Source organism: Isoptericola sp. MSGPD8_1_ISO-PGPR-S23-394 (genome assembly GCF_058072785.1).
This window is the reverse complement of the sequence record NZ_CM176517.1, coordinates 2,816,793-2,840,683: the sequence shown is the minus strand read 5'-3', so window position 1 is coordinate 2,840,683 and position 23,891 is coordinate 2,816,793. Positions and strand designations below refer to the sequence as shown.

The following is a 23,891-nucleotide window of genomic DNA, read 5'->3' as shown; positions in this document are numbered from 1 at the left end:
GGGAGGTGATCGACGCCCCCACGACAGCACCTCCGACGCCGCACGCCCCGGCCCTCACCGACCCCTCGCGCCGACTCGACTGGCGACGGTTGCGCGGCCCGGTCTCCACGGTGGCGGTCGCCGCCCTCACGGTGGGCGCGGTCGGCACCGCCGTCGGGACGGTGGTGGCCGGCGGGCTGGCCGCCTCGCCGGACCTGACCGGCGTGCTGCTGCTCGCCCTGTGCCTGGTGGGTGGCGCGCTGCTGGACGCCGCGGGCCAGGTCGCGTGGGCCGGCGTCGTCGACCGGGCCGAGGGTCGCCTGCGCGGCGACCTGCTCAGCGCGGCGCTGCACCAGCCGATCGGCGTGCTCGGCGAGCAGGCGGTGGGCGAGGTCCTCGACCGGGTCGACGATGACACGCACGCCGTCGGCTCGCTCGCCCGGCGCCAGCTGTGGAGCATGGGCCGGACGGTGGTGGGAGTCGCACCCATCTGGGTGGTGGCCGGCGTCACGTGGTGGCCGGCCTGGTTCCTCTTCCCGCTGCTCGGCGTGGGCACGTGGTGGACGGTGCGGTCGCTGCTCGGCGAGATCGCCCGCCGCAAGGTCGTCGAGGAGCGGGCCTGGACGGACAACGCCGCGGTGCTGGAGGAGGGCGTCGCGGCGCGCGACGACCTGCGCACGGCGGGCGGCCAGGCCTTCGCGCTGCGCCGGCTCGCCGAGATGTCCGCGGCCGTGCACCGCGCCCTGCTGAACGTCGTGCTGGTGGAGACGCGGATGATGGCCCGGGTCGGGGTCCTGCTGCACGCGCTGCTCGCGGGCGTCGTCGTGGCCGGGGTGGCGCTCGCGACGACGGGCGGCATGTCCGTCGACCGCCTCGTCACCCTGTTCCTGGTGACCTCCCTGTTCGTCGGGCAGATCGACCGGCTCGCCCAGCACCTGCCCGACCTGCAGGAGGGACTCGGTGCCGTCGTCCGCATCCGCCAGCTCCTCGACTCCGAGCCGGAGCCGGTCGGCGGGGTCGACCTGCCGGAGCGCCCGCTGGAGATCGAGGTGCGGGACCTGCACTTCGCCTACACCGAGGGCACCTTCACGCTCCAGGACGTCTCGCTGTCGGTGCCGGCCGGGCAGACCGTGGCGTTCGTCGGTCGCACCGGGTCGGGCAAGACGACGCTCGCCTCGCTGCTGTCCCGTGCCGTCGAGCCGCCGCGTGGCGCGGTCTTCCTCGGGGGCGTGGACCTGCGCGACGCCGACCTGCAGGCCCTGCGGGCCGGCGTCGGGGTGGTCACGCAGCGCACCGAGATCGTCGCCGGGACGCTCGCGGAGAACATCGCGCTCTTCGCCAACGTGCCGCGCGGCGACGTCGAGGAGGCGGTCACCGAGCTCGGGCTGACCGACTGGGTCGCCGGCCTGCCCGACGGCCTCGACACGCTCCTCGGGCCCGGCGGGACCTCGCTGTCCGCCGGGGAGGAGCAGCTGGTCGCGTTCGCGCGGCTGCTTGTGCGCGACGTCCGCGTCGTCGTTCTCGACGAGGCCACCGCGCGCATGGACCCGCACACCGAGGCCCGGGTGGTGGCGGCCGCCGACCGCCTGCTGACCGGGCGGACCGGCGTCGTCGTCGCGCACCGGCTCGGCACGGTGGAGCGCGCGCACCGGGTCGTGGTGCTGGACCACGGTCGCGTCGTCCAGCAGGGACCGCGCGCGGAGCTGGCCCGCGTCGACGGACCGTTCCGTGACCTGCTGCTCGCCAGCCGTACCGAGGGCGGTGGCGCGCTCGACCGGCCCGCCGTCGCGCCGGACGCCGCAGGCCTCGCCGCCAACGCCGGCCCGGCCGACGACGGCCCCGCCGACGACGGCGACCCGGCCGGCGCGCTCCCCACGTCGATCGGCGCTCGCCGTCGGACCGGGGAGCCGCCCGTGCTGGACGACCCCGGGCACGGGCCCAGCCTGACCCGCAGCGTCCTGCACGCCCTGGTGACCAAGCCTCGCTGGGGCGCGGCGGGCGCGGGACTGTTCCTGCTGACCAGCCTCTTCGCCGCCCAGGGGGCGTTCGCCGGGTTCCTGTGGGGTCGCGCCGTCGAGACGCTGGCGGACGGCGGTGAGCCGTGGGTGCTGACGGGTGTCCTTGCGGTGATGCTGATCGTGGCACCGCTGTGCCTGGCGCTCGCGGTGCGGCTGTACCCGTCGTGGTGGATCGAGCTGCTCCTGCGGGTCCGGGTGGCCGTGCTGGAGGGCCAGACCCGGCAGCACCGCCTGCGGCGCGCTCCCGCCGGGGAGGTCGTGGCGCGCTCGCTCGACGCGGACCGGTTCGTGCTGTACGTGGACCGGTGGGTGGACCTGCTCAACGGGCTGGTCGTGGTGCTGGCCACCTGGGCGATCAGCGGTGAGCCCCTGGCCGGGCTGGTCCTGCTGGCGGTCATGGGCGTGACCGCGGTCTCCGCGCTGGCGGGTCGCCCGATCGCCGGTCGGACCGCGACGCGATCGGCCGAGGCGAGGGCGGGTTTCGGCCGTGCCCTCGTCTCGGCGCTGGACGCGGCGCGCACCGTCAAGCTGGCGGCCCGGACCCCCGACGTGCACCGGCACCTGCGGACGGTCGACGCCGGCCGGGTCGGGGCGGCGATCCGGGAGCACCGGGTGCAGGCGGTGCTGGACGGCATCCCGACCGTCATGGTGCAGGCGGGCGTGGTCGCGGCGTGGGCGCTGCTGCTCGTCGGGACCTGGGACCTGGCGACGACGTTGCTCGTCACCGCCGCCGTGGGCGGGTTCGCCTACTTCGGCGTCGTCGCGGGCGCGGTCATCACCGAGGCGCCCGGCACGCGGAACTGGCTGCGCGCGACGTCGTCGTTCGCCGCCGGGGCCGACCTGACGCGACTGCCCGAGGGGGTCGACCTGACCGCCGGCACCGCGCCGGCGCCGCCGGACGTGCCGGTTCCCGCCCCGCCGTTCGAGCACCTCGACCTGCGAGGCGTGGAAGCGGTGCACGACGACGGCACGATCGGCGTGACCGGCGTCGACCTGCGCATCGAGCGGGGCGAGCTGGTGCTGCTCCTCGGGCAGGTGGGCGCGGGCAAGTCGAGCCTGCTGTCCGCGCTGGCCGGCCTCATGGCGCACCGCGGGCAGGTGCTCTGGAACGGGACGCCTGTCCAGGACGCCGAGGCGTTCCTGCGCCCGGCCCGGGTGGCGCACGTGGCCCAGGTGCCCCGGGTGCTGTCGGGGACGTTCACCGAGAACATCACGCTGGACCACGACCGGGCGGTCTCCGGACCGGTGGACGTGGCGCGGCTCGGCCGGGACGTGGCCGACGCCGGAGGCGCGGACGCGCTGGTCGGTCACCGGGGAGTGCGGCTCTCGGGGGGCCAGGTGCAGCGGCTCGCTCTCGCCCGGGCGCTGGCCACGGGGTCGGAGGTGCTGCTGGCCGACGACGTCTCCAGCGCCCTGGACGCCACGACCGAGGTCGAGCTGTGGACCGCGTTGCGGGAGCAGGGCCTGACCGTCGTCGGGTCGACGTCCAAGCGGGCGGCGCTGGAGCGCGCGGACCGCGTCGTGGTGCTGGACGAGGGCCGGGTGGCCGCCGTCGGGCCGTGGCGCGAGCTGGACGGGCGGTGGTCGCACCTGGCGGGATGAGCGGGCTCGACTGACCGTTGCTGCAAACTTGCAGCAACGGTACAGTCGCGTCAGGTCGCGATCCGCGCGCCCGGTCGACGAAGGAGTCCGCCATGGTCCGTGCCTACCCACGTCTCAGACGCCGCACCGCCTCGCTGGCGGCCTTAGCGGTCGCGCTGCCCGTCGCCGCCGGCGGTGTCGCGCTCACGGCGCTGCCCTCGGCCGGTGCGGCGGCCGGCCGCACGGTGACCCTCGTCGGTGACCTGCAGACCGCGCTCGGCTGCCCCGAGGACTGGGACCCGACGTGCGCGGACAGCACCCTGGAACCCGTCGGCGACGGCACCTACACCGCCGAGCTCGAGGTGCCGGCCGGCAGCTACGAGTACAAGGTCGCGCTCGACGGCGCCTGGGACGAGGCGTACGGGCGCGAGGGCACCGACGAGAACGCCCCGCTCGTCCTCGGCGGTGACGCCCGCCTCCGCGTCACCTACGACGACGAGACCCACCGCACCACGCTCACCCCGCTGACGCTCGCGGGGGAGTACGACGACGCCGCGGACGCCGCGCTGGTCGTCCCGCCCGTGCGACAGCCCGGGTCGAACGAGCGGTTCTACTTCGTCATGACGGACCGGTTCGCCAACGGCGACCCGTCGAACGACACCGGTGGCCTCGACGGCGACGCGCTCGACCACGGCTTCGACCCGACGGACAAGGGGTTCTACCAGGGCGGCGACCTGGCCGGTCTGCACGAGAACCTGGACTACATCGAGGGCCTCGGCACCACGGCGATCTGGCTGACGCCGTCGTTCATGAACCGCCCGGTGCAGGGCACCGGCGACGACGTCAGCGCCGGGTACCACGGGTACTGGATCACCGACTTCACGCGCATCGACCCGCACCTGGGCACGAACGCCGAGCTCGAGGCGCTCATCGACGACGCGCACGCCCGCGGCATCAAGGTGTACTTCGACATCATCACCAACCACACGGCCGACGTCATCGACTACGCCGAGGGGGAGTACTCCTACGTTGAGCAGGCCGACGCGCCGTACACGGATGCCGACGGGAACGTCTTCGACCCCGCCGACCACGCCGGGACGGACGGCTTCCCGGAGCTCGACCCCGCGACGTCGTTCCCGTACACGCCGGTGGTCGCGGACGAGGACGCCGACGTCAAGGTGCCGGCCTGGCTCAACGACCCCACGCTGTACCACAACCGCGGCAACTCGACGTGGACGGGGGAGTCCGTCACCTACGGGGACTTCGACGGTCTGGACGACCTCATGACCGAGCACCCGACGGTCGTCGACGGGTTCGTCGAGGTGTACCAGGACTGGGTCGACCTCGGCATCGACGGCTTCCGCATCGACACGGTCAAGCACGTGAACCGCGAGTTCTGGGACACCTGGACCACCGAGGTGCTCGACTACGCCCGCGCGCAGGGCAAGGACGAATTCTTCATGTTCGGCGAGGTGTACGACGCTGACGCCCGCAAGCTGTCGCCGTACGTGCGCGAGACGGACATGAGCTCCGTGCTCGACTTCGCCTTCCAGGCGTCGGCGACCAGCTTCGCGAGCGGCAACAGCGCCCAGGGGCTGGCGAACCTCTTCACGAGCGACGACCGGTACACGACTCCGGACACGTCGGCGTCCGCGCTGCCGACGTTCCTCGGCAACCACGACATGGGCCGCGTCGGGTTCATGCTGGCGAGCACCGACGACCCCCTCGCCCGCGACGAGCTCGCGCACGAGCTGATGTACCTGACCCGCGGCCAGCCCGTCGTGTACTACGGCGACGAGCAGGGCTTCGCCGGCACGGGCGGGGACAAGGACGCCCGGCAGACGCTGTTCGCCTCGCAGGTGGACTCCTACACGGACCAGCCGCTGGTGACCGGTGAGACCGCCGGCAGCGTGGACCGGTACGGCACCGACGCGCCGCTGTACACGCACGTCGCCGACCTCGCCGCGCTGCGCGAGGCGCACCCCGCGCTGGCCACCGGGGCACAGGTGGAGCGGCACGTCTCCGACGGTGCCGGGATCTACGCCTTCAGCCGCGTCGACCGCGACGAGAAGGTCGAGCACCTCGTCGCGCTCAACAACGCGTCCGAGGAGCGCGAGGCGACGTTCACGACCCTCACCCCGGGCGCCACCTACTCCACGTTGTACGGGTCCGACAGCGGTACCCCGGTCACCGCGGACGCCTCCGGCCAGGTGACGCTCGCCGTCGGCGCGACCGACGCCGTCGTGCTGGTCGCCGACCGGACGGTGGGCGCCGGGACCGACGGCAGCATCGCCGTCGAGGTGCCCGGCGCCGGCGCCGCCGTGAGCGGCTCGGCGCCCGTGCGCGCGGCGATCGACGACGCCTGGGCCGAGACCTCCTTCGCCTGGCGCGAGGTCGGCACGGTGGACTGGCAGCCGCTCGGCACCGCGGAGGACACCACGCCGCGGGTCTTCCACGACGTCGAGGGCCTGCCGGAAGGCACCCTCGTCGAGTACCGCGCCGTGACCGTGGACGCGGACGGCGACCGTGCGGCGGCCTCCACGTACGCCTCCGTGGGCGTGGACGTCAGCGGTGTGGTCGGGGACGCGGAGCCGGAGCCGGAGATCGACAGCGTGACGGTGCCCGGCAGCCACAACAGCGAGATGGGCTGTGCGGGCGACTGGACGCCGGACTGCGAGGGCGCCCGGCTCACCGAGCGGGCCGACGGCGTCTGGGGGGCCACGTTCGACCTGCCGGCCGGGGACTACGAGTACAAGGTCGCGCTGAACGGCTCGTGGGACGTCAACTACGGCGTCGGGGGTGTACAGGGCGGCGCCAACGCGATGTACACGCACGACGGCGGTGAGGTCACGTTCTACTGGGACCCGGCGAGCAAGGACTTCTCCTCGACGGCCCAGGGACCGGTCGTCACGCTGCCCGGGTCGTTCCAGGACCAGCTCTGCCCGTCGGCCTGGGACCCGGCCTGCCTGGCCACCTGGCTCAAGGACCCCGACGGCGACGGGGTGTACACCTGGTCCACCGGCGCGCTGGCCGCCGGTGCCTACGAGACCAAGGTCGCCCACGGCCTGAGCTGGGCCGAGAACTACGGCGTCGGGGGAGCGCGTGACGGCGCCAACTACTCCTTCAGCGTCGGCGACGCTGCGACGGTCGAGTTCTCCTACGACCTCGCCACCCACGAGCTGACCATCGGCACCGAGGGTCCGACCTTGGAGGGCCGGGGGCAGCGGGCCGCGCACTGGGTGCGCCCGGACTTGCTGCTCGCGCCGGGCGACCTGGGCTCGGGCGAGGACTGGACCCTGTGGACCGCCCCGAACGGTGGCCTCGAGGTCACCGAGGCGGACGGTGGCTCCCGCGTGACCGGCCCGGACGGCGGCGACCTGCCCGACGGCGCGGCCGCGTACCCGCTCGAGCCCGGTGGCGAGATCCCCGACGACGTCGCCGCGGACCTCCCGGCGCTGGCGGACCACCAGACCCTCGCGCCGACGTCGGACGGTGAACCCCTCGACCGGGCCACGGTCGAGGACCTGCTGACCGGGCAGCTGCTCGTCAGCCGTGCGGACGGCGACGTCCTCACCGCCGCCACGGGCGTGCAGGTCCCCGGCGTGCTGGACGCCCTGTACGCCGAGGCTGCGGCCGACCGTACGTTCGGCGCCGTGGTGCACCCGAACCGGAGGTGGGCGTCGTTCGCGCTGTGGGCCCCCACCGCGCAGGACGTCGACCTGCTCGTCTGGCCGGAGGGCCGGGACCTGGACGCCGACCCGGACCGGTTCGACACCGAGCGTCAGACGGACGGTGCCTGGACCCTCGACGGCAAGCGCACCGACAAGAAGTACCCGTGGAACGGTGCACGGTACCGGTACGCCGTCGAGGTGTACGTCCCGAGCGCCGGTCGGGTGGAGACCAACCTCGTCACCGACCCGTCCTCGGTTGCGCTGACCACGGACTCCACGCACTCCGTCGTCGTGTCGCTGGACGACAAGCGGTTCCAGCCGAAGGTCTGGCGCACCGCGGAGCAGCCCGTCGTCGAACGGCCCGTGGACCAGACGATCTACGAGCTCCACGTGCGGGACTTCTCGATCGCCGACGCCACGGTCCCCGAGGAGGTCAGGGGAAAGTACCTGGCCTTCGCCGAGGACGGTTCGGACGGCATGGTGCACCTGCGGAAGCTGGCCGAGGCCGGGATGACGACCGTGCACCTGCTGCCGACGTTCGACATCGCCACGATCCCCGAGAGCCCGGCGGACCAGGAGACGACCGGTGACCTGTCCGGGTTCGCCCCGGACTCCACGGAGCAGCAGGCCGCCGTGGCCGAGGTCCAGGGCACCGACGCGTTCAACTGGGGCTACGACCCGTACCACTTCACGACGCCGGAGGGTTCGTACGCGGTGGACCCCGACGGCGGTGCCCGGGTGGCGGAGTTCCGCACGATGGTGGGCGCGCTGCACGACTCCGGCCTCCAGGTGGTGCTCGACCAGGTGTTCAACCACACGGCCGCCAGCGGCCAGGACGCGAAGAGCGTGCTCGACCGCGTCGTGCCGGGCTACTACCACCGGCAGGACCCGACCACGGGCGCGGTGGAGACGAGCACCTGCTGCCAGAACGTCGCCACGGAGCACGCCCTGGCCGAGAAGCTCATGGTCGACTCCGTGGTGACCTGGGCGCGCGACTACAAGATCGACGGGTTCCGGTTCGACCTCATGGGCCACCACAGCCGGGACAACCTGCTGGCGGTGCGCGACGCGCTCGACGCCCTGACGGTGGCCGACGACGGCGTGGACGGCTCCGCGGTCTACCTGTACGGCGAGGGGTGGAACTTCGGCGAGGTGGCGGACGGCGCGCTGTTCGAGCAGGCCACGCAGGGCAACCTGGGCGGTACGGAGATCGGCACGTTCAGCGACCGGCTGCGCGACGCCGTGCACGGCGGCTCGCCCGTCGACGGCGCGTCCACGTTCACGCAGGGCTTCGGCACCGGGCTGTTCACCGACCCGAACGGCCGGGAGGCCCGGACCGGTGAGCCCGGGACGGTGAACGACGGCGGCGGCGACGAGGCGGCCGACCTCGGTCACCAGACCGACCTGGTGCGCCTCGGGCTCGCCGGGAACCTGCGCGAGTTCTCCTTCACGGCGTCCGACGGCGAGCTCACCCGGGGTGAGGACCTCGACTACCGCGGCTCGCCGGCGGGGTACGCCGACTCCCCGGAGGAGGTCGTCACCTACGTCGACGCGCACGACAACGAGACGCTCTTCGACCTGTTGGCGCTCAAGCTGCCGACCGAGACGTCGATGGACGACCGGGTGCGCATGAACACCGTCTCGCTCGCGACGACGGCGCTCGCCCAGACGCCGTCGTTCTGGCACGCGGGCACGGACCTCCTGCGGTCGAAGTCGCTGGACCGCAACTCCTACGACTCGGGGGACTGGTTCAACGCCATCGACTGGTCGGGGCAGGACAACGGGTTCGCCCGGGGGCTGCCGATGGCCGCCGACAACGAGGAGAAGTGGCCGCTGATGGCGCCGCTGCTCGCGGACCCGGCGCTGAAGCCCGGGCCGGCGGACATCGACGCGGCGTCCGAGCGGGCACGCGAGCTGCTGGCGCTGCGCTCGTCGACCGACCTGTTCCGCCTGGGCTCGGCGGAGCGGATCGAGCAGAAGGTGTCGTTCCCGGCGTCCGGGCCCGACGCCGTGCCGGGCGTCGTCGCGATGTCGATCGACGACACCGTCGGCGGTGACGTCGATCCGGCGCTGGACGGGGTGCTGGCCGTGTTCAACGCCTCGCCGGAGCCGGTGACCGTGACGCTCGACGAGCTGGCCGGGCGCTCCTTCGAGCTGTCGCCGGTCCAGCGCGACGGCGGGGACACCGTCGTGCGCGAGACGGTCTGGGACCAGGTCGCCGGCACCGTGACCGTCCCGGCGCGCACCGTGTCGGTGCTGGTCGAGCCCCAGCGCTGACACCCGCCGCACGACCGTGTCCGGCACCTTCCGCACCGTCGGAACGTGCCGGACACGGTCGTTCGGCGTTCCGGGTTGTGTTTGGAGGGCGAACGAATGAATCGTGAGGGAGCGCCCGGTTTGCCCGATGTTCGCGCTTCCATGCCGTGACCAGATCGTAATCACTCTCTTGCTGCGACCCTTTGACTTCGAGACTCGAAGCCAGGAAGGTTGTCCTCGGCCATCCACGAGGAGGGCTGCGGTCCGGCCCCGACGGGGCACCAGCGGTGAAGGTCGCCGCCGGCGGACCCTCGACGACGAGAAGGAGCGCGAGGATGCGACTCGGCAAGAAGATGGGCGTGGTCGCCGCGGGTGCGGCGCTGGCGCTCACCCTGACAGCGTGCGCGGGCGAAGGCGCGGGCAGCAGCAGCGGAGACGGCGACGGCGGCGGCGAGACGGAAGGCGGCACCATCGGTGTGGCCATGCCGACCGAGACCTCCGAGCGCTGGATCGCCGACGGCGACGCCGTCAAGTCCGGGCTCGAGGAGGCCGGCTACGACGTCGACCTGCAGTTCGCGGGCGACGACATCCCCACCCAGACCCAGCAGATCGACGCGATGATCACCGGTGGCGCCGAGGCGCTCATCGTCGCCGCGATCGACGGCACGGCCCTCACGAGCCAGCTCGATGCCGCGGCCGCCGCGGGCATCCCGGTCATCTCCTACGACCGCCTGATCCGTGACAGCGAGAACGTGGACTTCTACGTCTCGTTCGACAACTACAAGGTCGGCGTCGCCCAGGCCACCGCCCTGCTCTACGGCCTCGGGCTCACCGACGCCGCGGGCGAGCCCACCGGCGAGGAGGGCGAGTTCAACATCGAGCTCTTCGCCGGCTCCCCGGACGACAACAACGCGCACTTCTTCTGGAACGGCGCGATGGACACCCTCCAGCCGTTCTTCGACGACGGCACGCTGACCGTCCCCTCCGGCCAGACGGAGTTCGACCAGGCGGCCACGCTGCGCTGGGAGCAGGAGCGGGCGCAGAAGCGCATGGAGGACCTCATCACCTCCACCTACACCGGTGGTGACACGGAGCTGCACGGCGTGCTGGCCCCGTACGACGGTCTCTCGCGCGGCATCATCACCGCGCTCACGGGCGCGGGCTTCGGCGACACGATCGAGGACGGCCTGCCGGTCGTCACCGGTCAGGACGCCGAGATCGCGTCGGTCAAGCTGATCCAGGACGGCGTCCAGCAGTCCACGATCTTCAAGGACACGCGCAAGCTCGCCGACCAGGCCGTCATCGCGGCCGAGGCGTACCTCGCCGGTGAGGAGCCCGAGGCGAACGACACCGAGACCTACGACAACGGCGTGAAGGTCGTGCCGTCGTACCTGCTCGAGGTCGACACCGTCTACTCGGACAACATCACCGAGCTGCTGGTCGACAGCGGCTACTGGACCCAGGACGAGATCGACGCCGGTCAGGCCGAGTGATCCGATCCTGAACCCCGGGCCCGCCGCCGACGCTTCCCCCGAGTGTCGGCGGCGGGCCCGGTCAGGGCTCTGCCCCGGCAGTCGGCCGGTGGCGGGCACATCCCAGAAGGAGGGACGAGGGCGCGCATGAGCAAGATCCTGGAGATGCGCTCCATCACCAAGGAGTTCCCGGGCGTCAAGGCGCTGTCGGGGGTCGACCTCGGTGTCGAACGCGGCGAGATCCACGCCATCTGCGGCGAGAACGGCGCCGGCAAGTCCACCCTCATGAAGGTGCTGTCGGGCGTGTACCCGCACGGTACCTACGAGGGTGACATCGTCTACGAGGGCGAGACCGTCCGTTTCGGGTCGATCAACGACTCAGAGGACAAGGGCATCGTCATCATCCACCAGGAGCTCGCCCTGGTGCCGTACCTGTCCGTGGCCGAGAACATCTTCCTCGGCAACGAGACGCGCAACCGGCTCGGGCTGATCGACTGGGACAGCGCGAACCACCGCGCTGCCGAGCTGCTCGACCAGGTCGGCCTGCACGAGAACCCCACGACGCCCGTCGGCCAGCTCGGGGTCGGCAAGCAGCAGCTCATCGAGATCGCGAAGGCGTTGTCGAAGAAGGTCAAGCTGCTCATCCTCGACGAGCCGACGGCCGCGCTGAACGACACGGACTCCGAGCACCTGCTCGGTCTGCTGCGGACGCTGCAGGAGCAGGGCATCACGTGCATCATCATCTCGCACAAGCTCAACGAGATCGCCGAGATCGCCGACAACACGACGATCATCCGCGACGGCCAGACGATCGAGACGATCGACATGTCCGAGCCGGAGTCCACGCAGGACCGCATCATCCGGGGCATGGTCGGCCGTGACCTCGAGAGCCGCTACCCCGATCGCACGCCGGACATCGGCGAGGAGGTGCTGCGCATCGAGGGCTGGAGCGTCGACCACCCGACGCAGGCCGGGCGCAACGTCATCTCCGACGCCTCCCTGAGCGTGCGCAAGGGCGAGGTCGTCGGGATCGCCGGGCTGATGGGCGCCGGCCGCACCGAGCTCGCGATGAGCCTGTTCGGACGCTCCTACGGACGCAACATCCGTGGCAAGGTGTTCAAGAACGGCCAGCAGATCCAGGTCCGCGACGTCGACGAGGCGATCCAGCACAAGATCGCCTACGCGACGGAGGACCGGAAGCGCTACGGCCTCAACCTCCTCGACGACATCCGCCACAACATCTCCTCGGCCGGGCTGCGCCAGCTCTCGCCCGGCGGCTGGGTCAACGGCAACGAGGAGCTGAAGATCGCCGAGGACTATCGCGAGTCGCTCAACATCAAGACGCCGGACGTCCTGGTGAACGTCGGCAAGCTCTCCGGCGGCAACCAGCAGAAGGTCGTGCTGTCCAAGTGGCTGTACACCGACCCCGACGTGCTCATCCTCGACGAGCCCACCCGCGGGATCGACGTCGGTGCGAAGTACGAGATCTACACGATCATCAACAAGATGGTCGCCGCGGGGAAGGCGGTCATCGTCATCTCCTCCGAGCTGCCCGAGCTCCTCGGGATCTCCGACCGCGTCTACACGCTCGCCTTCGGACGCATCACCGGTGAGGTCCCCGTCGCCGAGGCGACGCAGGAACGGCTCATGGAGCTCATGACCCTCGAGCGCGACCAGCCCCTGCCCACGAAGGAAACGAACTCATGAACGTCATCGCTGGAGCCCGGGACCTCGTCACCCGGCACCTGCGCGAGAGCGGGATCTTCATCGCGTTCGCGATGATCGTGATCCTGTTCTCCGTGCTCAACCCGAACTTCCTGAGCCCAGGAAACCTGACGAACATCATCCTGCAGTACTCCTACATCCTGATCCTGGCGATCGGGATGCTCATGATCATCGTGGCGGGGCACATCGACCTGTCCGTCGGGTCGGTGGTCGCCCTGACCGGCGCCGTCTCCGCCGTGGTGGTCATCAGAATGGGCATGCCGTGGTACATGGGCGTGATCGCGGCCCTGGTGGTCGGACTGCTCGTCGGGATGTGGCAGGGCTTCTGGGTCGCCTACGTCGGGATCCCCGGCTTCATCGTCACGCTGGCGGGCATGCTGCTCTTCCGCGGTATGACCTACCTGGTGCTCGACAACGTCTCGCTCTCGCCGTTCGGCGGCACCTACTACGAGATCGCCAACGGGTTCTCCAACGGCCTGCTCGGCGGCATGGGCTTCGACGTCTTCACCGTCGTCATCTTCGCGATCGGTGTGGCCGGCTACGCCGTGAGCCAGTGGCGCACGCGCCAGGGCAAGATCGCCTACCGCCAGTCGGTCGAGTCCATCCCGATGTTCGCCCTGAAGATCGTCCTCGTCGGTGCGGTCGTCATGTGGTTCGGCTTCCAGCTCGCCCAGAGCCGCGGCCTGCCGTTCGTGCTGATCATCCTGGCCGTGCTCGTCATCGTCTACACGCTGGTGACGCAGAAGTCGGTGTTCGGCCGGCACATCTACGCCGTCGGCGGCAACCTGCACGCCGCGCAGCTGAGCGGTGTGAAGGTCCGTCGCATCAACTTCTGGATCTTCGTCAACATGGGTGTCCTGGCCTCCGTGGCCGGCATCGTGTACTCGTCGCGCATGAACGCCGCGCAGCCGGCCGCGGGCAACATGTTCGAGCTCGACGCCATCGCCGCCTGCTTCATCGGCGGCGCCTCGACCACCGGTGGTGTGGGCCGCGTCGGCGGCGCCATGATCGGTGGTCTGATCATGGCGGTCATGTCCAACGGCATGCAGCTCATGGGCGTGCCGCAGTCGATGCAGCAGGTGGTCAAGGGCCTCGTGCTCCTGCTCGCCGTCGCGTTCGACATCTGGAACAAGCGCCGGGCCGCTGCCGCGCGCTGATCCGCCTGACGGCGGCGGGCCGGCGGTCGGACCGCCTGCCCGCCGCCGTCTTCTACACTCCGGTGCGTGAAGGGACGGCACCCCATGGCGGGATCCCAGTCGTCGCTGCGCGAGGCCAACCGAGCCCGCGTCGTGGACGCGGTGAAGAAGCACGGCGGGCTCACCCAGGTCGAGCTCGCCGGCGCCACGGGGTTGTCGGCCGCGACCGTCTCGGCGATCGTCAAGGAGCTCGTGGCGGCCGGGGCCGTCGAGGTCCGCAACACCGTGCGGTCCGGGCGCCGGGCCCAGCTCGTCACGCTGGCGCACCGCGTGGGGCTGGTCGCGGGCGTCGTCGTCGGCTACCGCCACCTCAGGGTGGCGCTGGCGGACGTGTCCCACGAGGTGCTGGCCGAGCAGGTCCTGCCCCTGCCGGCCGACCACCGCTCCGACACCAGCCTCGACCGGGCCGCCCTGCTGATCGTCGACCTGGTGGAGCGCGTGGGCGCGGACCTGGACGAGCTGCTCGGGATCGGGCTCGGGCTGCCGGCGCCCGTCGACCCGGCGACCGGCATGATCAGCGTGCGCGGCGTGCTGCGCGGCTGGGACTCGGTCCAGGTCGCCCAGGTGCTCGAGAAGCGGTTGGCGTGCCCGGTGTTCGCGGACAACGACGCCAACCTCGGCGCGCTCGCCGAGTCCACGTTCGGCGCCGGTCGAGAGCTGCGCGACCTGATCTACGTCAACGCCTCCCAGGGGGTCGGTGCCGGGCTGGTGCTCAACGGCCGGGTCCATCGCGGCGCGGACGGCACCGCCGGTGAGATCGGGCACGTGCAGGTCGACCCGGCCGGGCGCATCTGCGCCTGCGGCAGCCGGGGGTGCCTCGAGACGGTGGTGGGCTGCCCTGCGCTGCTCGAACCGCTCTACCCCAGCTACGGGCACGTCACCCTGCGCGACGTCGTGCGGATGACCAACCAGGACGATCCCGGCTGCCGCGAGATCGTGGCCGACGCCGGCGCGACCGTCGGCACCGTCGTCGCCGCCCTGGCGACCGGGCTCGGGCCCCAGCGGGTGGTGGTCGGTGGCGACCTCGCCGAGACGGGGGAGACGTTCCTCGGGCCGCTGCGGGACGCGCTGCGACGTCGCACCGTGCTGAGCCAGGCGGGTGGTCCCGACGTGGTGCCGTCCGCGCTAGGGTTGCGTGCCGAGCTCCTCGGTGCGATCGCGTTGGCGTTGGCGAGCACCGACCTGTTCGAGCGACCCGACAGCACCGACGACGAGGGAGCGGGACGATGACGCTGCCCACGGACGGCATGCGCCGGCGCTCCCCCCTGCTCGCCCTGCGGGAGGTGACGAAGAGCTTCGGCGCCGTCGAGGCACTTGTCAGCTTCGACCTGGAGGTGCACGCCCACGAGGTGGTGGCCCTGGTCGGGGACAACGGGGCGGGCAAGTCGACGCTCGCCAAGATCGTGTCTGGCGTGCTCACGCCGGACACGGGGCAGGTCGAGATCGAGGGCAGGCCGGTGACGATCTCCTCGCCGTCGGCCGCCAACGAGCTCGGGGTGGCGAGCGTCTTCCAGGACCTCGCCGTCTGCGAGAACCTCGACGTCACCGCCAACGTGTTCCTGGGGCACGAGATCCGCAACCGGGCCGGGCTGCTCCACGACGGGCGGATGGAGATCGACACGCGACGTCTCCTGGAGCACCTCACGGTCCGCATCCCGTCGGTGCGCACCCCGTTGCGCAACCTCTCGGCGGGGCAGCGGCAGGCGGTGGCCATCGCCCGCACGCTGATCGGCGACCCGCGGATCGTGGTGCTCGACGAGCCGACGGCGGCGTTGTCCGTGGCGCAGACCGGTGAGGTGCTCACGCACATCGAGCGTCTCCGGGAGATGGGCCTCGGGGTGATCCTCATCAGTCACAACCTCAACGACGTCCGCGCCGTGTCCGACCGCATCGAGGTGATGCGGCACGGCCGTCACAACGGCTCGTTCCCGGCGTCCGCCAGCCACGAGTCGATCCTGGCCGCGATCACGGGGGCCGCCTGAGATCTCGGCGACCGGCGTCGGCCCCACGGTCGGCGCCCGACGACCAGCGTCCGCCTGCCGGTGCGGCGGACTGAAACGGAGGAACGCGATGAATCGACGACTGGCAGCAGGTGCTGCCGTCGTGGGGACGGCCGCTGTGCTCACCCTCGCGGGGTGCGGGACGGACGGCGACGACGGAGCGAGCAGCGGCGCCGGCACCATCGGCGTGGCGATGCCGACGGAGTCGTCCGAGCGCTGGATCACCGACGGGGAGACGCTGGAGTCCGGGCTGGAGGAGGCCGGGTACGACGTGGACCTGCAGTACGCCGGTGACGACACCGCAGGGTTCAAGCAGGCTGACCAGGTCCAGGCGATGATCGACGGCGGCGCCGAGCTGCTGATCATCGCGGCCGTGGACGGGGCCGGGCTCGGCGACCAGCTCGAGGCAGCCGCGGCGCAGAACATCCCGGTCATCGCCTACGACCGGCTGCTGCTCGACAGCGACGGCGTCGACCACTACGTGACGTTCGACAACTACGCGGTCGGGGTCGCCCAGGCGACGTCCCTGCTGCGGGGCCTCGGCGTCGTGGACGACGAGGGCGAGCCCACCGGGGACGAGGGCCCGTACAACATCGAGCTGTTCGCCGGGTCGCTCGACGACAACAACGCGCACATCTTCTGGCAGGGGGCGATGGACACCCTGCAGCCGTACCTGGACGACGGTGTCGTCAAGGTGCCGTCGGGGCAGACGGACATCGTGCAGGCCGAGTCCTGGCGCTGGTCGGGAGACCTGGCGCAGGACCGGATGTCGGGGCTGCTCGCCCAGTTCTACGGGGACGGCACGACGCTCGACGGTGTCCTGTCGCCGTACGACGGCATCTCCCGGGGTGCGATCACGGCGCTGGCGCTGGACGGCCTGGGCCCGACGATCGCCGACGGGATGCCTGTCGTGACGGGCCAGGACGCCGAGGCCGACTCCGTGAAGCTGATCAACGAGAAGATGCAGTACTCGACGGTCTTCAAGGACACCCGCGCGCTGGCCGACGAGGCCGTGCGGGCCGCGGTGGCCTACCTCGAGGGTGGCGAGCCGGAGGTCAACGACACCGAGACGTACGACAACGGCGTCAAGGTCGTGCCGACGTTCCTCCTCGACGTGGCGACCGTCTACCGGCGCGACATCGACGAGGTGCTCGTCGACAGCGGGTACTACACCGCGGAAGAGGTCGACGCGGGCTGACGCCTGGCATCCCCTCGGCCACCCGAGGGGCCCCGGGGATCGGTCAGCGGAACCCGGGGCCGGTCAGTGGAAGACGACCGTGCGGTGGCCGTCGAGCAGCACCCGGTGCTCGGCGTGCCACCGCACCGCCCGGGCGAGCGTGCGCCGCTCCACGTCCTCGCCGAGGGCGACGAGGTCGGTCACGGCCCGCGAGTGGTCGACCCGCTCGACGTCCTGCTCGATGATCGGCCCCTCGTCCAGGTCTCCGGTGACGTAGTGCGAGGTGGCGCCGATGAGCTTGACCCCTCGCTCGTGCGCCTGGGCGTAGGGGCGCGCGCCCTTGAACGACGGCAGGAACGAGTGGTGGATGTTGATCACCTGTCCGGACAGGTCGCGGCACAGGTCGTCCGAGAGGATCTGCATGTAGCGGGCCAGGACGACCAGCTCGACGTCGAGCTGGTCGACGAGCTCGCGGAGCCGGTCCTCCGCCGCGGTCTTGGTGTCCCGGGTGACCGGCACGTGGTGGAACGGCTTGCCGTAGAACGCGGCGATGTCCTCCAGGTCGCGGTGGTTGCCGACCACGCCGACCACCTCGATCGGCATCCCCTGGTCGCGCTCGCGGTAGAGCAGGTCGACGAGGCAGTGGGCGGCCCGGGACACCATGACGAGGGTCCGCACGGGGCGGCCGACCACGTCGAGCGTCCACGTCATCTCGAAGTCGGACGCGACGTCGGACATCGCCGCCTCGAGCTCGTCGCGCGAGGCGTGCGACTCGACCTGGACCCGCATGAAGAACGTCCCCGACCCGGGGTTGCCGAACTGCTGCGACTCGGTGATGTTGCCGTCGTGGCCGGCGAGCATCCCGCTCACGGCGTGCACGATCCCGGGGCGGTCGGGGCACGACAGGGTCAGGACCCACTCGGTGGGTCGCCCGGCGGCTGCCGTCGTGCTCGAGGGCGTGGGTGCTGTCGGCTGCGTGGTCACGCACGCCATTGTGGCCCACCGTCTGCCACGATGGGGCCATGAGCGACACGACCGGCGTCCCCGACGACACAGCGAGCGGCGGCACCGCGCCCGATGAGCCCACCCGGATCGCCCTGGTCACCGACGACCACGCCGGCGAGCTGTTGACGCTGCGCCGTGCGGCGTTCGTCTCGGAGGCCCAGCTGTACGACGACCCGAACATCCCTCCGCTGACGCAGACGCTGCCCGAGCTGCGCGAGGACATGGCCCGTCACGACATCGTCACGGTCGGCGCGTGGGAGGGTCACCGGCTGGTCGGCTCGATCCGGGTCGAGGTCGACGGCTCGAAGGCGACCCTGGGACGGCTGGCCGTCGCGCCCGACCAGCAGGGGCGCGGACTGGGCACCACGCTCATGTTCGCGATCCTCGACTACCTGCCCGAGCAGGTGACGGAGATCTGGGCGTTCACGGGCAAGGACTCCAAGCAGAACCTCGCGCTGTACACCAAGCACGGCTACGAGGCCCAGTACGACGAGGCAGCGGGACAGCTCACCATGACCTACCTGCGCCGGGTGCTGCACGCGGTCGACGCGCGGAACGCCGCCGGGGGGCCGGCGGAGTCACCCGCCGACGGGTCGTGAGCGTCCCGGGCGCACGTCGCACGGGACGGCCGTCGATGGCGGACGTCGCGGCCGTGGCCGGGGTGTCGCACCAGACGGTGTCCCGGGTGCTCAACGGCCACGCCAGCGTCCGTGGCGAGACGCGGGAGCGCGTCCAGGAGGCGATCGAGCAGCTCGGCTACCGGCGCAACAGCGCGGCCCGGGCGCTCGCGACGTCGCGGTCGGCGACGCTGGGCGTGGTGACCACGGGCTCGGCGCTGTTCGGCCCGACGAGCACGCTCATCGCCGTCGAGGAGGCGGCGCGGGACAAGGGCTACTTCGTCTCGGTGGCGACGTTGCGCACCTACGACACGACCTCGATGCACGAGGCGCTCGAGCACTTCATGGCGCAGGGCGTGGACGGGATCGTCGTCATCGCGCCGCACGACGACGTGGCGGCGGCCGTCGAGTCCTTCCGCGCCCCGGTGCCCGTCGTGGTGGTGGCGGCGCTGGACGAGCGCCCGACGGCGGGGCTCACCCCGGGCGACGAGCCGTCGGGGACCATGTCGGTCGCCGTGGACCAGCGCGCCGGCGCCCGGGTGGCGACGGAGCACCTGCTCGACCTGGGGCACGCGGACGTGCTGCACGTCGCCGGTCCGCAGGACTGGTTCGACGCGCGCGAGCGGGCGGCGGGCTGGCGGGCGGCGCTGGAAGCCCGGGGGGTGGTGCCCACCCGCCCGCGCACGTGCTCCTGGTCGGCCGAGGACGGCTACCGGGCAGGGCGCGACCTCGCCGAGGCGGTCGTGGCGGGGGAGGGTCCGACGGCGGTGCTGGCGGGCAACGACCAGCTGGCGCTCGGCATCCTGCGGGCGCTGTGGGAGCGCGGGCTGAGCGTGCCCGACGACGTCTCGGTGGTCGGGTTCGACGACGTCGCCGGGGCCGCGTACTTCGTGCCGCCGCTGACGACGGTCCGCCAGCCGTTCGCCACGCTCGGTGCCCACTGCGTGGCGATGGTGCTCGCCTCCTTGGCCGGCGAGACCGTCGCGGTGGAGCGGATCGAGCCGGAGCTGGTGGTCCGCTCGTCCACCGGCCCGCCGCGTCGTGCCTGACCACCGGCTCGCGCGGGGAGCGGGTTGAGATCCGCCCCATGTGAGCGCTAACATCAATCGATCCGACCCCCCCAAGGAGTGGACTCCCCGATGACGCAGCATGACCGGGTGGCCGAGGTGCGCGACGCCATCACCGCCGGGCGCACGACGCTCGGTATCGAGCTCGGCTCGACCAACATCAAGGCCAGCCTCGTCGGCCCGGACCACACGCCGGTCGCCGGCGGGTCCCACGCCTGGGAGAACGAGCTCGTCGACGGTGTCTGGACCTACTCGCTCGACGCCGTCCACGCCGGGCTGCAGGGTGCGTACGCCGCGCTCGTGGCCGACGTCGAGGCGCGCTACGGCGTCCGGCCCACCACCTACGCCGGGCTCGGCGTGTCCGCGATGATGCACGGCTACCTGGCCTTCGACGCCGCGGACCAGCTGCTCGTGCCGTTCCGCACTTGGCGCAACACCAGCACCGGGCCGGCCGCCGCCGAGCTCTCCGAGCTGTTCGGGTACAACATCCCGCTGCGCTGGTCGATCGCGCACCTGTACCAGGCGATCATCGACGACGAGCCGCACGTGCCCCAGATCGCCTCGTTCACCACCCTGGCCGGGTACGTGCACCGGGCCCTGACCGGTCGGCACGTGCTGGGCGTCGGTGACGCCTCCGGCATGTTCCCCGTCGACCCCGCCACGCGGGACTACGACGAGCGCATGCTCGGCCAGTTCCGGCACCTCGTCGCCGCGAAGCGACCCGGGCTCCAGGTCGAGGGTCTGCTCCCCGAGGTGCTGACGGCCGGCAGCGACGCCGGTCGCCTGACCGCCGAGGGTGCCGCCCTGCTCGACCCGACCGGTGCCCTCGAGCCCGGGATCCTGCTCTGCCCGCCCGAGGGTGACGCCGGGACCGGCATGGTCGCCACGAACGCGGTGGCGCCCCGCACCGGCAACATCAGCGCCGGCACGTCGATCTTCGCGATGGTCGTGCTGGAGGAGCCGCTGACCAGCGTGCACCACGAGCTCGACCTCGTGACCACCCCGGCGGGCGACCTGGTCGCGATGGTGCACTGCAACAACGGAGCCAGCGAGCTCGACGCCTGGGCGGGCCTGTTCGGCGAGTTCGCCGCCGCGCTGGGGCACGACGCCGCCGCGGACGACGTCTTCGGCGCACTCTTCCGTGCCGCGCTCGACGGCGCGCCCGACGGCGGCGGGCTGCTCGCCTACAACTACCTCGCCGGCGAGCCCATCACCGGGCTCGACGAGGGTCGGCCGCTGGTCGTGCGCACGCCGGACAGCCGGCTCACGCTCGCGAACTTCATGCGCACGCAGATCTACGGCGCCTTCGGCACGCTCGCCCTGGGCATGCGCGTCCTGCACGGCGAGGGCGTCGCGATCGACACGATGTTCGCCCACGGGGGCGTGTTCCGGACGGCCGGGGTCGCCCAACGCCTCTTGGCCGCCGCCGTCGACGCCCCCGTCGCCGTCGGCCGGACCGCCGGCGAGGGCGGCGCCTGGGGCATCGCGGTGCTCGCCGCCTACGCGGCCGCCGTCGACGCGGACGGTGCCGACGGCACCGCCCCCGCGCTCGACACCTACCTGGCCGAGCGCGTCTTCGCCGACGCCGCGCTCGACGTCGCCGCACCCGAGGCCGAGGACGTGGCCGGGTTCGCGACCTACCTGCAGCGGTACAGCGCCGGCCTCGTGGTCGAGCGCGCCGCGACCGAAGCCCTCTAGCAACAGCCTGAACGGAGCATCACGATGCCGAGAACGCCGATCACCGCGGTGCCCGCGCACCTGCGCACCGCCGTCGACGCCGCCAAGGAGAAGGTTGCCGCGCTGCACGCCGAGCTGCCCCGCTGGGAGCTCGTGGTGTGGACCGCGGGCAACGTCTCCGAGCGGGTGGCCGACGACCAGGCCGCCGGGACCGACGGCGACCTGCTCGTCATCAAGCCCTCGGGGCTGTCGTACGACGACATCACGGCCGACGCCATGGTGGTGTGCGACCTGGACGGCAACCTCGTCGAGGGCGACCGCGCGCCGTCGTCGGACACCGCCGCGCACGCCTACGTCTACGCCCACATGCCCGAGGTGGGCGGCGTGGTGCACACCCACTCCACGTACGCGACGGCGTGGGCCGCCCGCGGGGAGGAGATCCCCTGCGTGCTGACGATGATGGCCGACGAGTTCGGCGGGCCGGTCCCCGTGGGGCCGTTCGCCATCATCGGCGACGACTCGATCGGCCGGGGCATCGTCGAGACGTTGCGTGGGTCCCGTTCGCGCGCGGTCCTGATGCAGAACCACGGCCCGTTCACCATCGGCACGGACGCGAAAGCCGCGGTCAAGGCCGCCGTGCTGTGCGAGGAGGTCGCCCGCGCCGTGCACGTCTCGCGCCAGCTCGGCGAGCCGCTGCCGATCGCCCAGGAGCACATCGACTCCCTGTACGACCGCTACCAGAACGTCTACGGCCAGCACTGACGCGTCCCGGCACCGCCCGCGGTGCGGCCGGCCCGACCATCTCTCGGAAGGAAGAACATGAGCAAGCCCTACGGTGACCGCGAGGTCTGGTTCCTCACCGGCAGCCAGGACCTGTACGGCCCGGAGACGCTGGAGCAGGTCGCCCAGCAGTCCCGCGAGGTCGCCGAGGCGCTCGACGCCTCCGGCGACGTCCCCGCGAAGGTGGTCTGGAAGCCGGTCCTGAAGGACTCCGGCTCGATCCGCCGCGCGATGCTCGACGCGAACAGCGACGACAACGTTCTCGGCGTCGTCACCTGGATGCACACGTTCAGCCCCGCGAAGATGTGGATCGCCGGGCTCGACGCGCTGCGCAAGCCGCTGCTGCACCTGCACACGCAGGCGAACGTCGAGCTGCCGTGGGCGGACATCGACATGGACTTCATGAACCTCAACCAGGCCGCGCACGGCGACCGGGAGTACGGGTACATGCTGTCCCGTCTCGGCGTCGCACGGACCACGGTGGTGGGGCACGTGTCGAACCCGGCCGTGCAGCGCCGGGTCGGCACCTGGGTGCGCGGCGCCGCCGGCTGGGCCGCGACCCACGAGCTCTCGCTGGTCCGGTTCGGCGACAACATGCGCAACGTCGCCGTCACCGAGGGCGACAAGACCGAGGCCGAGCTGCAGTTCGGCGTCTCCGTGAACACCTGGGGCGTCAACGACCTGGTCGCGGCGGTCGACGCCGTCGCGGACCAGGCGGTGGACGCGCTGGTCGCCGAGTACGAGCAGTCCTACGACGTCGTGCCCGAGCTGCGTGCCGGTGGCGAGCGCCACGAGTCGCTGCGCTACGCGGCGCGCCAGGAGATCGCCATGGAGGCGTTCCTCACCGAGCGCGGCGCCAAGGCGTTCACCACGAACTTCGAGGACCTCGGCGCCCTGCGCCAGCTCCCCGGCCTCGCGGTGCAGCGGCTCATGGCCAAGGGCTACGGGTTCGGCGCCGAGGGCGACTGGAAGACGGCCGTGCTGGTCCGGGCCGCGAAGGTCATGGGCGAGGGGCTGCCCGGCGGTGCCTCCCTCATGGAGGACTACACCTACGACCTCACGCCGGGCGACGAGCTGATCCTCGGGGCCCACATGCTCGAGATCTGCCCGTCGCTGACCACGTCGACGCCGCGGATCGAGATCCACCCGCTCGGCATCGGCGGCAAGGAGGACCCGGTGCGGATGGTCTTCGACGCGGACAGCGTCGAGGGCGCCGTCGTCGTGTCGCTGGCCGACATGCGCGACCGCTTCCGCCTCACGGCGAACGTGGTCGACGTGGTGCCGCCGACGGCGGAGCTGCCGAACCTGCCGGTGGCGCGTGCGGTGTGGAAGCCGCGGCCGGACTTCCCGACGTCGGCCGAGGCCTGGCTGACCGCGGGCGGCGCCCACCACACGGTGATGTCCACCGCCGCCGGCATCGAGGCCTTCGAGGTGTTCGCCCAGATCGCCCGGACCGAGCTGCTGGTGATCGACGAGTCCACCACGCGGCGCGGGTTCGCCGACCAGGTGCGCTGGAACCAGGTCTACTACCGGGTCGCGCAGGGCCTCTGACCGCTCCCGAGCTGTCAGGCCCTGGTGGGGGTATGCACCCCTGAGGGTCTGACAGCTCGGGGCGGCGGTAGTCTGTGGTCGCCGCGCCGCACGTCGGCGGGCTGGCGGAACACGATGGA

At 72.0% G+C, this 23,891-nt stretch carries 14 protein-coding genes; 13 read left to right on the top strand and 1 reads right to left on the bottom strand.

From position 1 onward, the window contains the following. The first annotated feature begins 5 nt into the window (after positions 1–5). The 8 genes from AC3RJ8_RS12975 (at position 6) to AC3RJ8_RS12940 (ending at position 17,096) form a co-directional block, all read left to right on the top strand. Positions 6–3,599 carry an ATP-binding cassette domain-containing protein gene (locus tag AC3RJ8_RS12975; RefSeq protein WP_489713019.1) on the top strand — a complete coding sequence of 1,198 codons (3,594 nt, stop codon included), beginning with the start codon at positions 6–8 and terminating at the stop codon, positions 3,597–3,599. A gap of 92 nt (positions 3,600–3,691) precedes the next feature. Continuing rightward, positions 3,692–9,526, top strand: coding sequence for a pullulanase-type alpha-1,6-glucosidase (gene pulA / locus AC3RJ8_RS12970; RefSeq protein WP_489713018.1), 5,835 nt, complete (start codon positions 3,692–3,694; stop codon positions 9,524–9,526). Between the two features lie 314 nt (positions 9,527–9,840). Beyond that, positions 9,841–10,998 (top strand): multiple monosaccharide ABC transporter substrate-binding protein, encoded by a 1,158-nt coding sequence (gene chvE, locus AC3RJ8_RS12965; protein WP_489713017.1) that lies wholly within the window; start codon positions 9,841–9,843, stop codon positions 10,996–10,998. Positions 10,999–11,124: 126 nt separating this feature from the next. Then, positions 11,125–12,684, top strand: coding sequence for a multiple monosaccharide ABC transporter ATP-binding protein (gene mmsA / locus AC3RJ8_RS12960; protein WP_489713016.1), 1,560 nt, complete (start codon positions 11,125–11,127; stop codon positions 12,682–12,684). Next, a complete protein-coding gene (gene mmsB / locus AC3RJ8_RS12955) occupies positions 12,681–13,859 on the top strand; it encodes a multiple monosaccharide ABC transporter permease (protein ID WP_489713015.1) in 1,179 nt (392 codons plus the stop codon). The genes mmsA and mmsB overlap by 4 nt, the downstream gene beginning before the upstream one ends. A 66-nt stretch (positions 13,860–13,925) precedes the next feature. Then, positions 13,926–15,128 (top strand): ROK family transcriptional regulator, encoded by a 1,203-nt coding sequence (locus tag AC3RJ8_RS12950; RefSeq protein ID WP_489713014.1) that lies wholly within the window; start codon positions 13,926–13,928, stop codon positions 15,126–15,128. Beyond that, positions 15,125–15,880, top strand: a complete 756-nt coding sequence (locus tag AC3RJ8_RS12945) for an ATP-binding cassette domain-containing protein (RefSeq protein WP_489713013.1) — start codon at positions 15,125–15,127, stop codon at positions 15,878–15,880. The genes AC3RJ8_RS12950 and AC3RJ8_RS12945 overlap by 4 nt, the downstream gene beginning before the upstream one ends. 88 nt (positions 15,881–15,968) lie before the next feature. Beyond that, positions 15,969–17,096, top strand: coding sequence for a substrate-binding domain-containing protein (locus AC3RJ8_RS12940; protein WP_489713012.1), 1,128 nt, complete (start codon positions 15,969–15,971; stop codon positions 17,094–17,096). A gap of 63 nt (positions 17,097–17,159) precedes the next feature. Here the strand turns inward: AC3RJ8_RS12940 and purU are convergent, their stop codons facing one another. Further along, positions 17,160–18,068: a formyltetrahydrofolate deformylase gene (gene purU, locus AC3RJ8_RS12935; protein WP_489713011.1), complete on the bottom strand. Its 909-nt coding sequence runs from the start codon at positions 18,066–18,068 to the stop codon at positions 17,160–17,162. Between the two features lie 29 nt (positions 18,069–18,097). Here purU and AC3RJ8_RS12930 point away from each other — a divergent pair, with 29 nt between their 5' ends. From AC3RJ8_RS12930 to araA, 5 genes are all read left to right on the top strand, one after another. Continuing rightward, positions 18,098–18,679 carry a GNAT family N-acetyltransferase gene (locus tag AC3RJ8_RS12930; RefSeq protein WP_489713010.1) on the top strand — a complete coding sequence of 194 codons (582 nt, stop codon included), beginning with the start codon at positions 18,098–18,100 and terminating at the stop codon, positions 18,677–18,679. Between the two features lie 35 nt (positions 18,680–18,714). Then, positions 18,715–19,746 carry a LacI family DNA-binding transcriptional regulator gene (locus AC3RJ8_RS12925; protein ID WP_489713009.1) on the top strand — a complete coding sequence of 344 codons (1,032 nt, stop codon included), beginning with the start codon at positions 18,715–18,717 and terminating at the stop codon, positions 19,744–19,746. Between the two features lie 90 nt (positions 19,747–19,836). Beyond that, positions 19,837–21,462: a xylulokinase gene (locus AC3RJ8_RS12920; protein ID WP_489713008.1), complete on the top strand. Its 1,626-nt coding sequence runs from the start codon at positions 19,837–19,839 to the stop codon at positions 21,460–21,462. A 24-nt stretch (positions 21,463–21,486) separates the two neighbouring features. Next, the gene (locus AC3RJ8_RS12915) at positions 21,487–22,203 is read left to right on the top strand and encodes an L-ribulose-5-phosphate 4-epimerase (RefSeq protein ID WP_489713007.1); all 717 of its coding nucleotides are present in this window, start codon (positions 21,487–21,489) and stop codon (positions 22,201–22,203) included. 57 nt (positions 22,204–22,260) lie between these two features. Beyond that, positions 22,261–23,772, top strand: a complete 1,512-nt coding sequence (gene araA / locus AC3RJ8_RS12910) for an L-arabinose isomerase (RefSeq protein WP_489713006.1) — start codon at positions 22,261–22,263, stop codon at positions 23,770–23,772. Positions 23,773–23,891 lie beyond the last annotated feature (119 nt).

Bases quoted from the DNA above. Each gene is read 5' to 3' on its own strand.
- pulA (WP_489713018.1), top strand. From the start codon at position 3,692: ATGGTCCGTGCCTACCCACGTCTCAGACGCCGCACCGCCTCGCTGGCG.
- chvE (WP_489713017.1), top strand. From the start codon at position 9,841: ATGCGACTCGGCAAGAAGATGGGCGTGGTCGCCGCGGGTGCGGCGCTG.
- mmsA (WP_489713016.1), top strand. From the start codon at position 11,125: ATGAGCAAGATCCTGGAGATGCGCTCCATCACCAAGGAGTTCCCGGGC.
- mmsB (WP_489713015.1), top strand. From the start codon at position 12,681: ATGAACGTCATCGCTGGAGCCCGGGACCTCGTCACCCGGCACCTGCGC.
- AC3RJ8_RS12945 (WP_489713013.1), top strand. From the start codon at position 15,125: ATGACGCTGCCCACGGACGGCATGCGCCGGCGCTCCCCCCTGCTCGCC.
- AC3RJ8_RS12940 (WP_489713012.1), top strand. From the start codon at position 15,969: ATGAATCGACGACTGGCAGCAGGTGCTGCCGTCGTGGGGACGGCCGCT.
- purU (WP_489713011.1), bottom strand. From the start codon at position 18,068: ATGGCGTGCGTGACCACGCAGCCGACAGCACCCACGCCCTCGAGCACG.
- AC3RJ8_RS12930 (WP_489713010.1), top strand. From the start codon at position 18,098: ATGAGCGACACGACCGGCGTCCCCGACGACACAGCGAGCGGCGGCACC.
- AC3RJ8_RS12925 (WP_489713009.1), top strand. From the start codon at position 18,715: ATGGCGGACGTCGCGGCCGTGGCCGGGGTGTCGCACCAGACGGTGTCC.
- AC3RJ8_RS12920 (WP_489713008.1), top strand. From the start codon at position 19,837: ATGACGCAGCATGACCGGGTGGCCGAGGTGCGCGACGCCATCACCGCC.
- AC3RJ8_RS12915 (WP_489713007.1), top strand. From the start codon at position 21,487: ATGCCGAGAACGCCGATCACCGCGGTGCCCGCGCACCTGCGCACCGCC.
- araA (WP_489713006.1), top strand. From the start codon at position 22,261: ATGAGCAAGCCCTACGGTGACCGCGAGGTCTGGTTCCTCACCGGCAGC.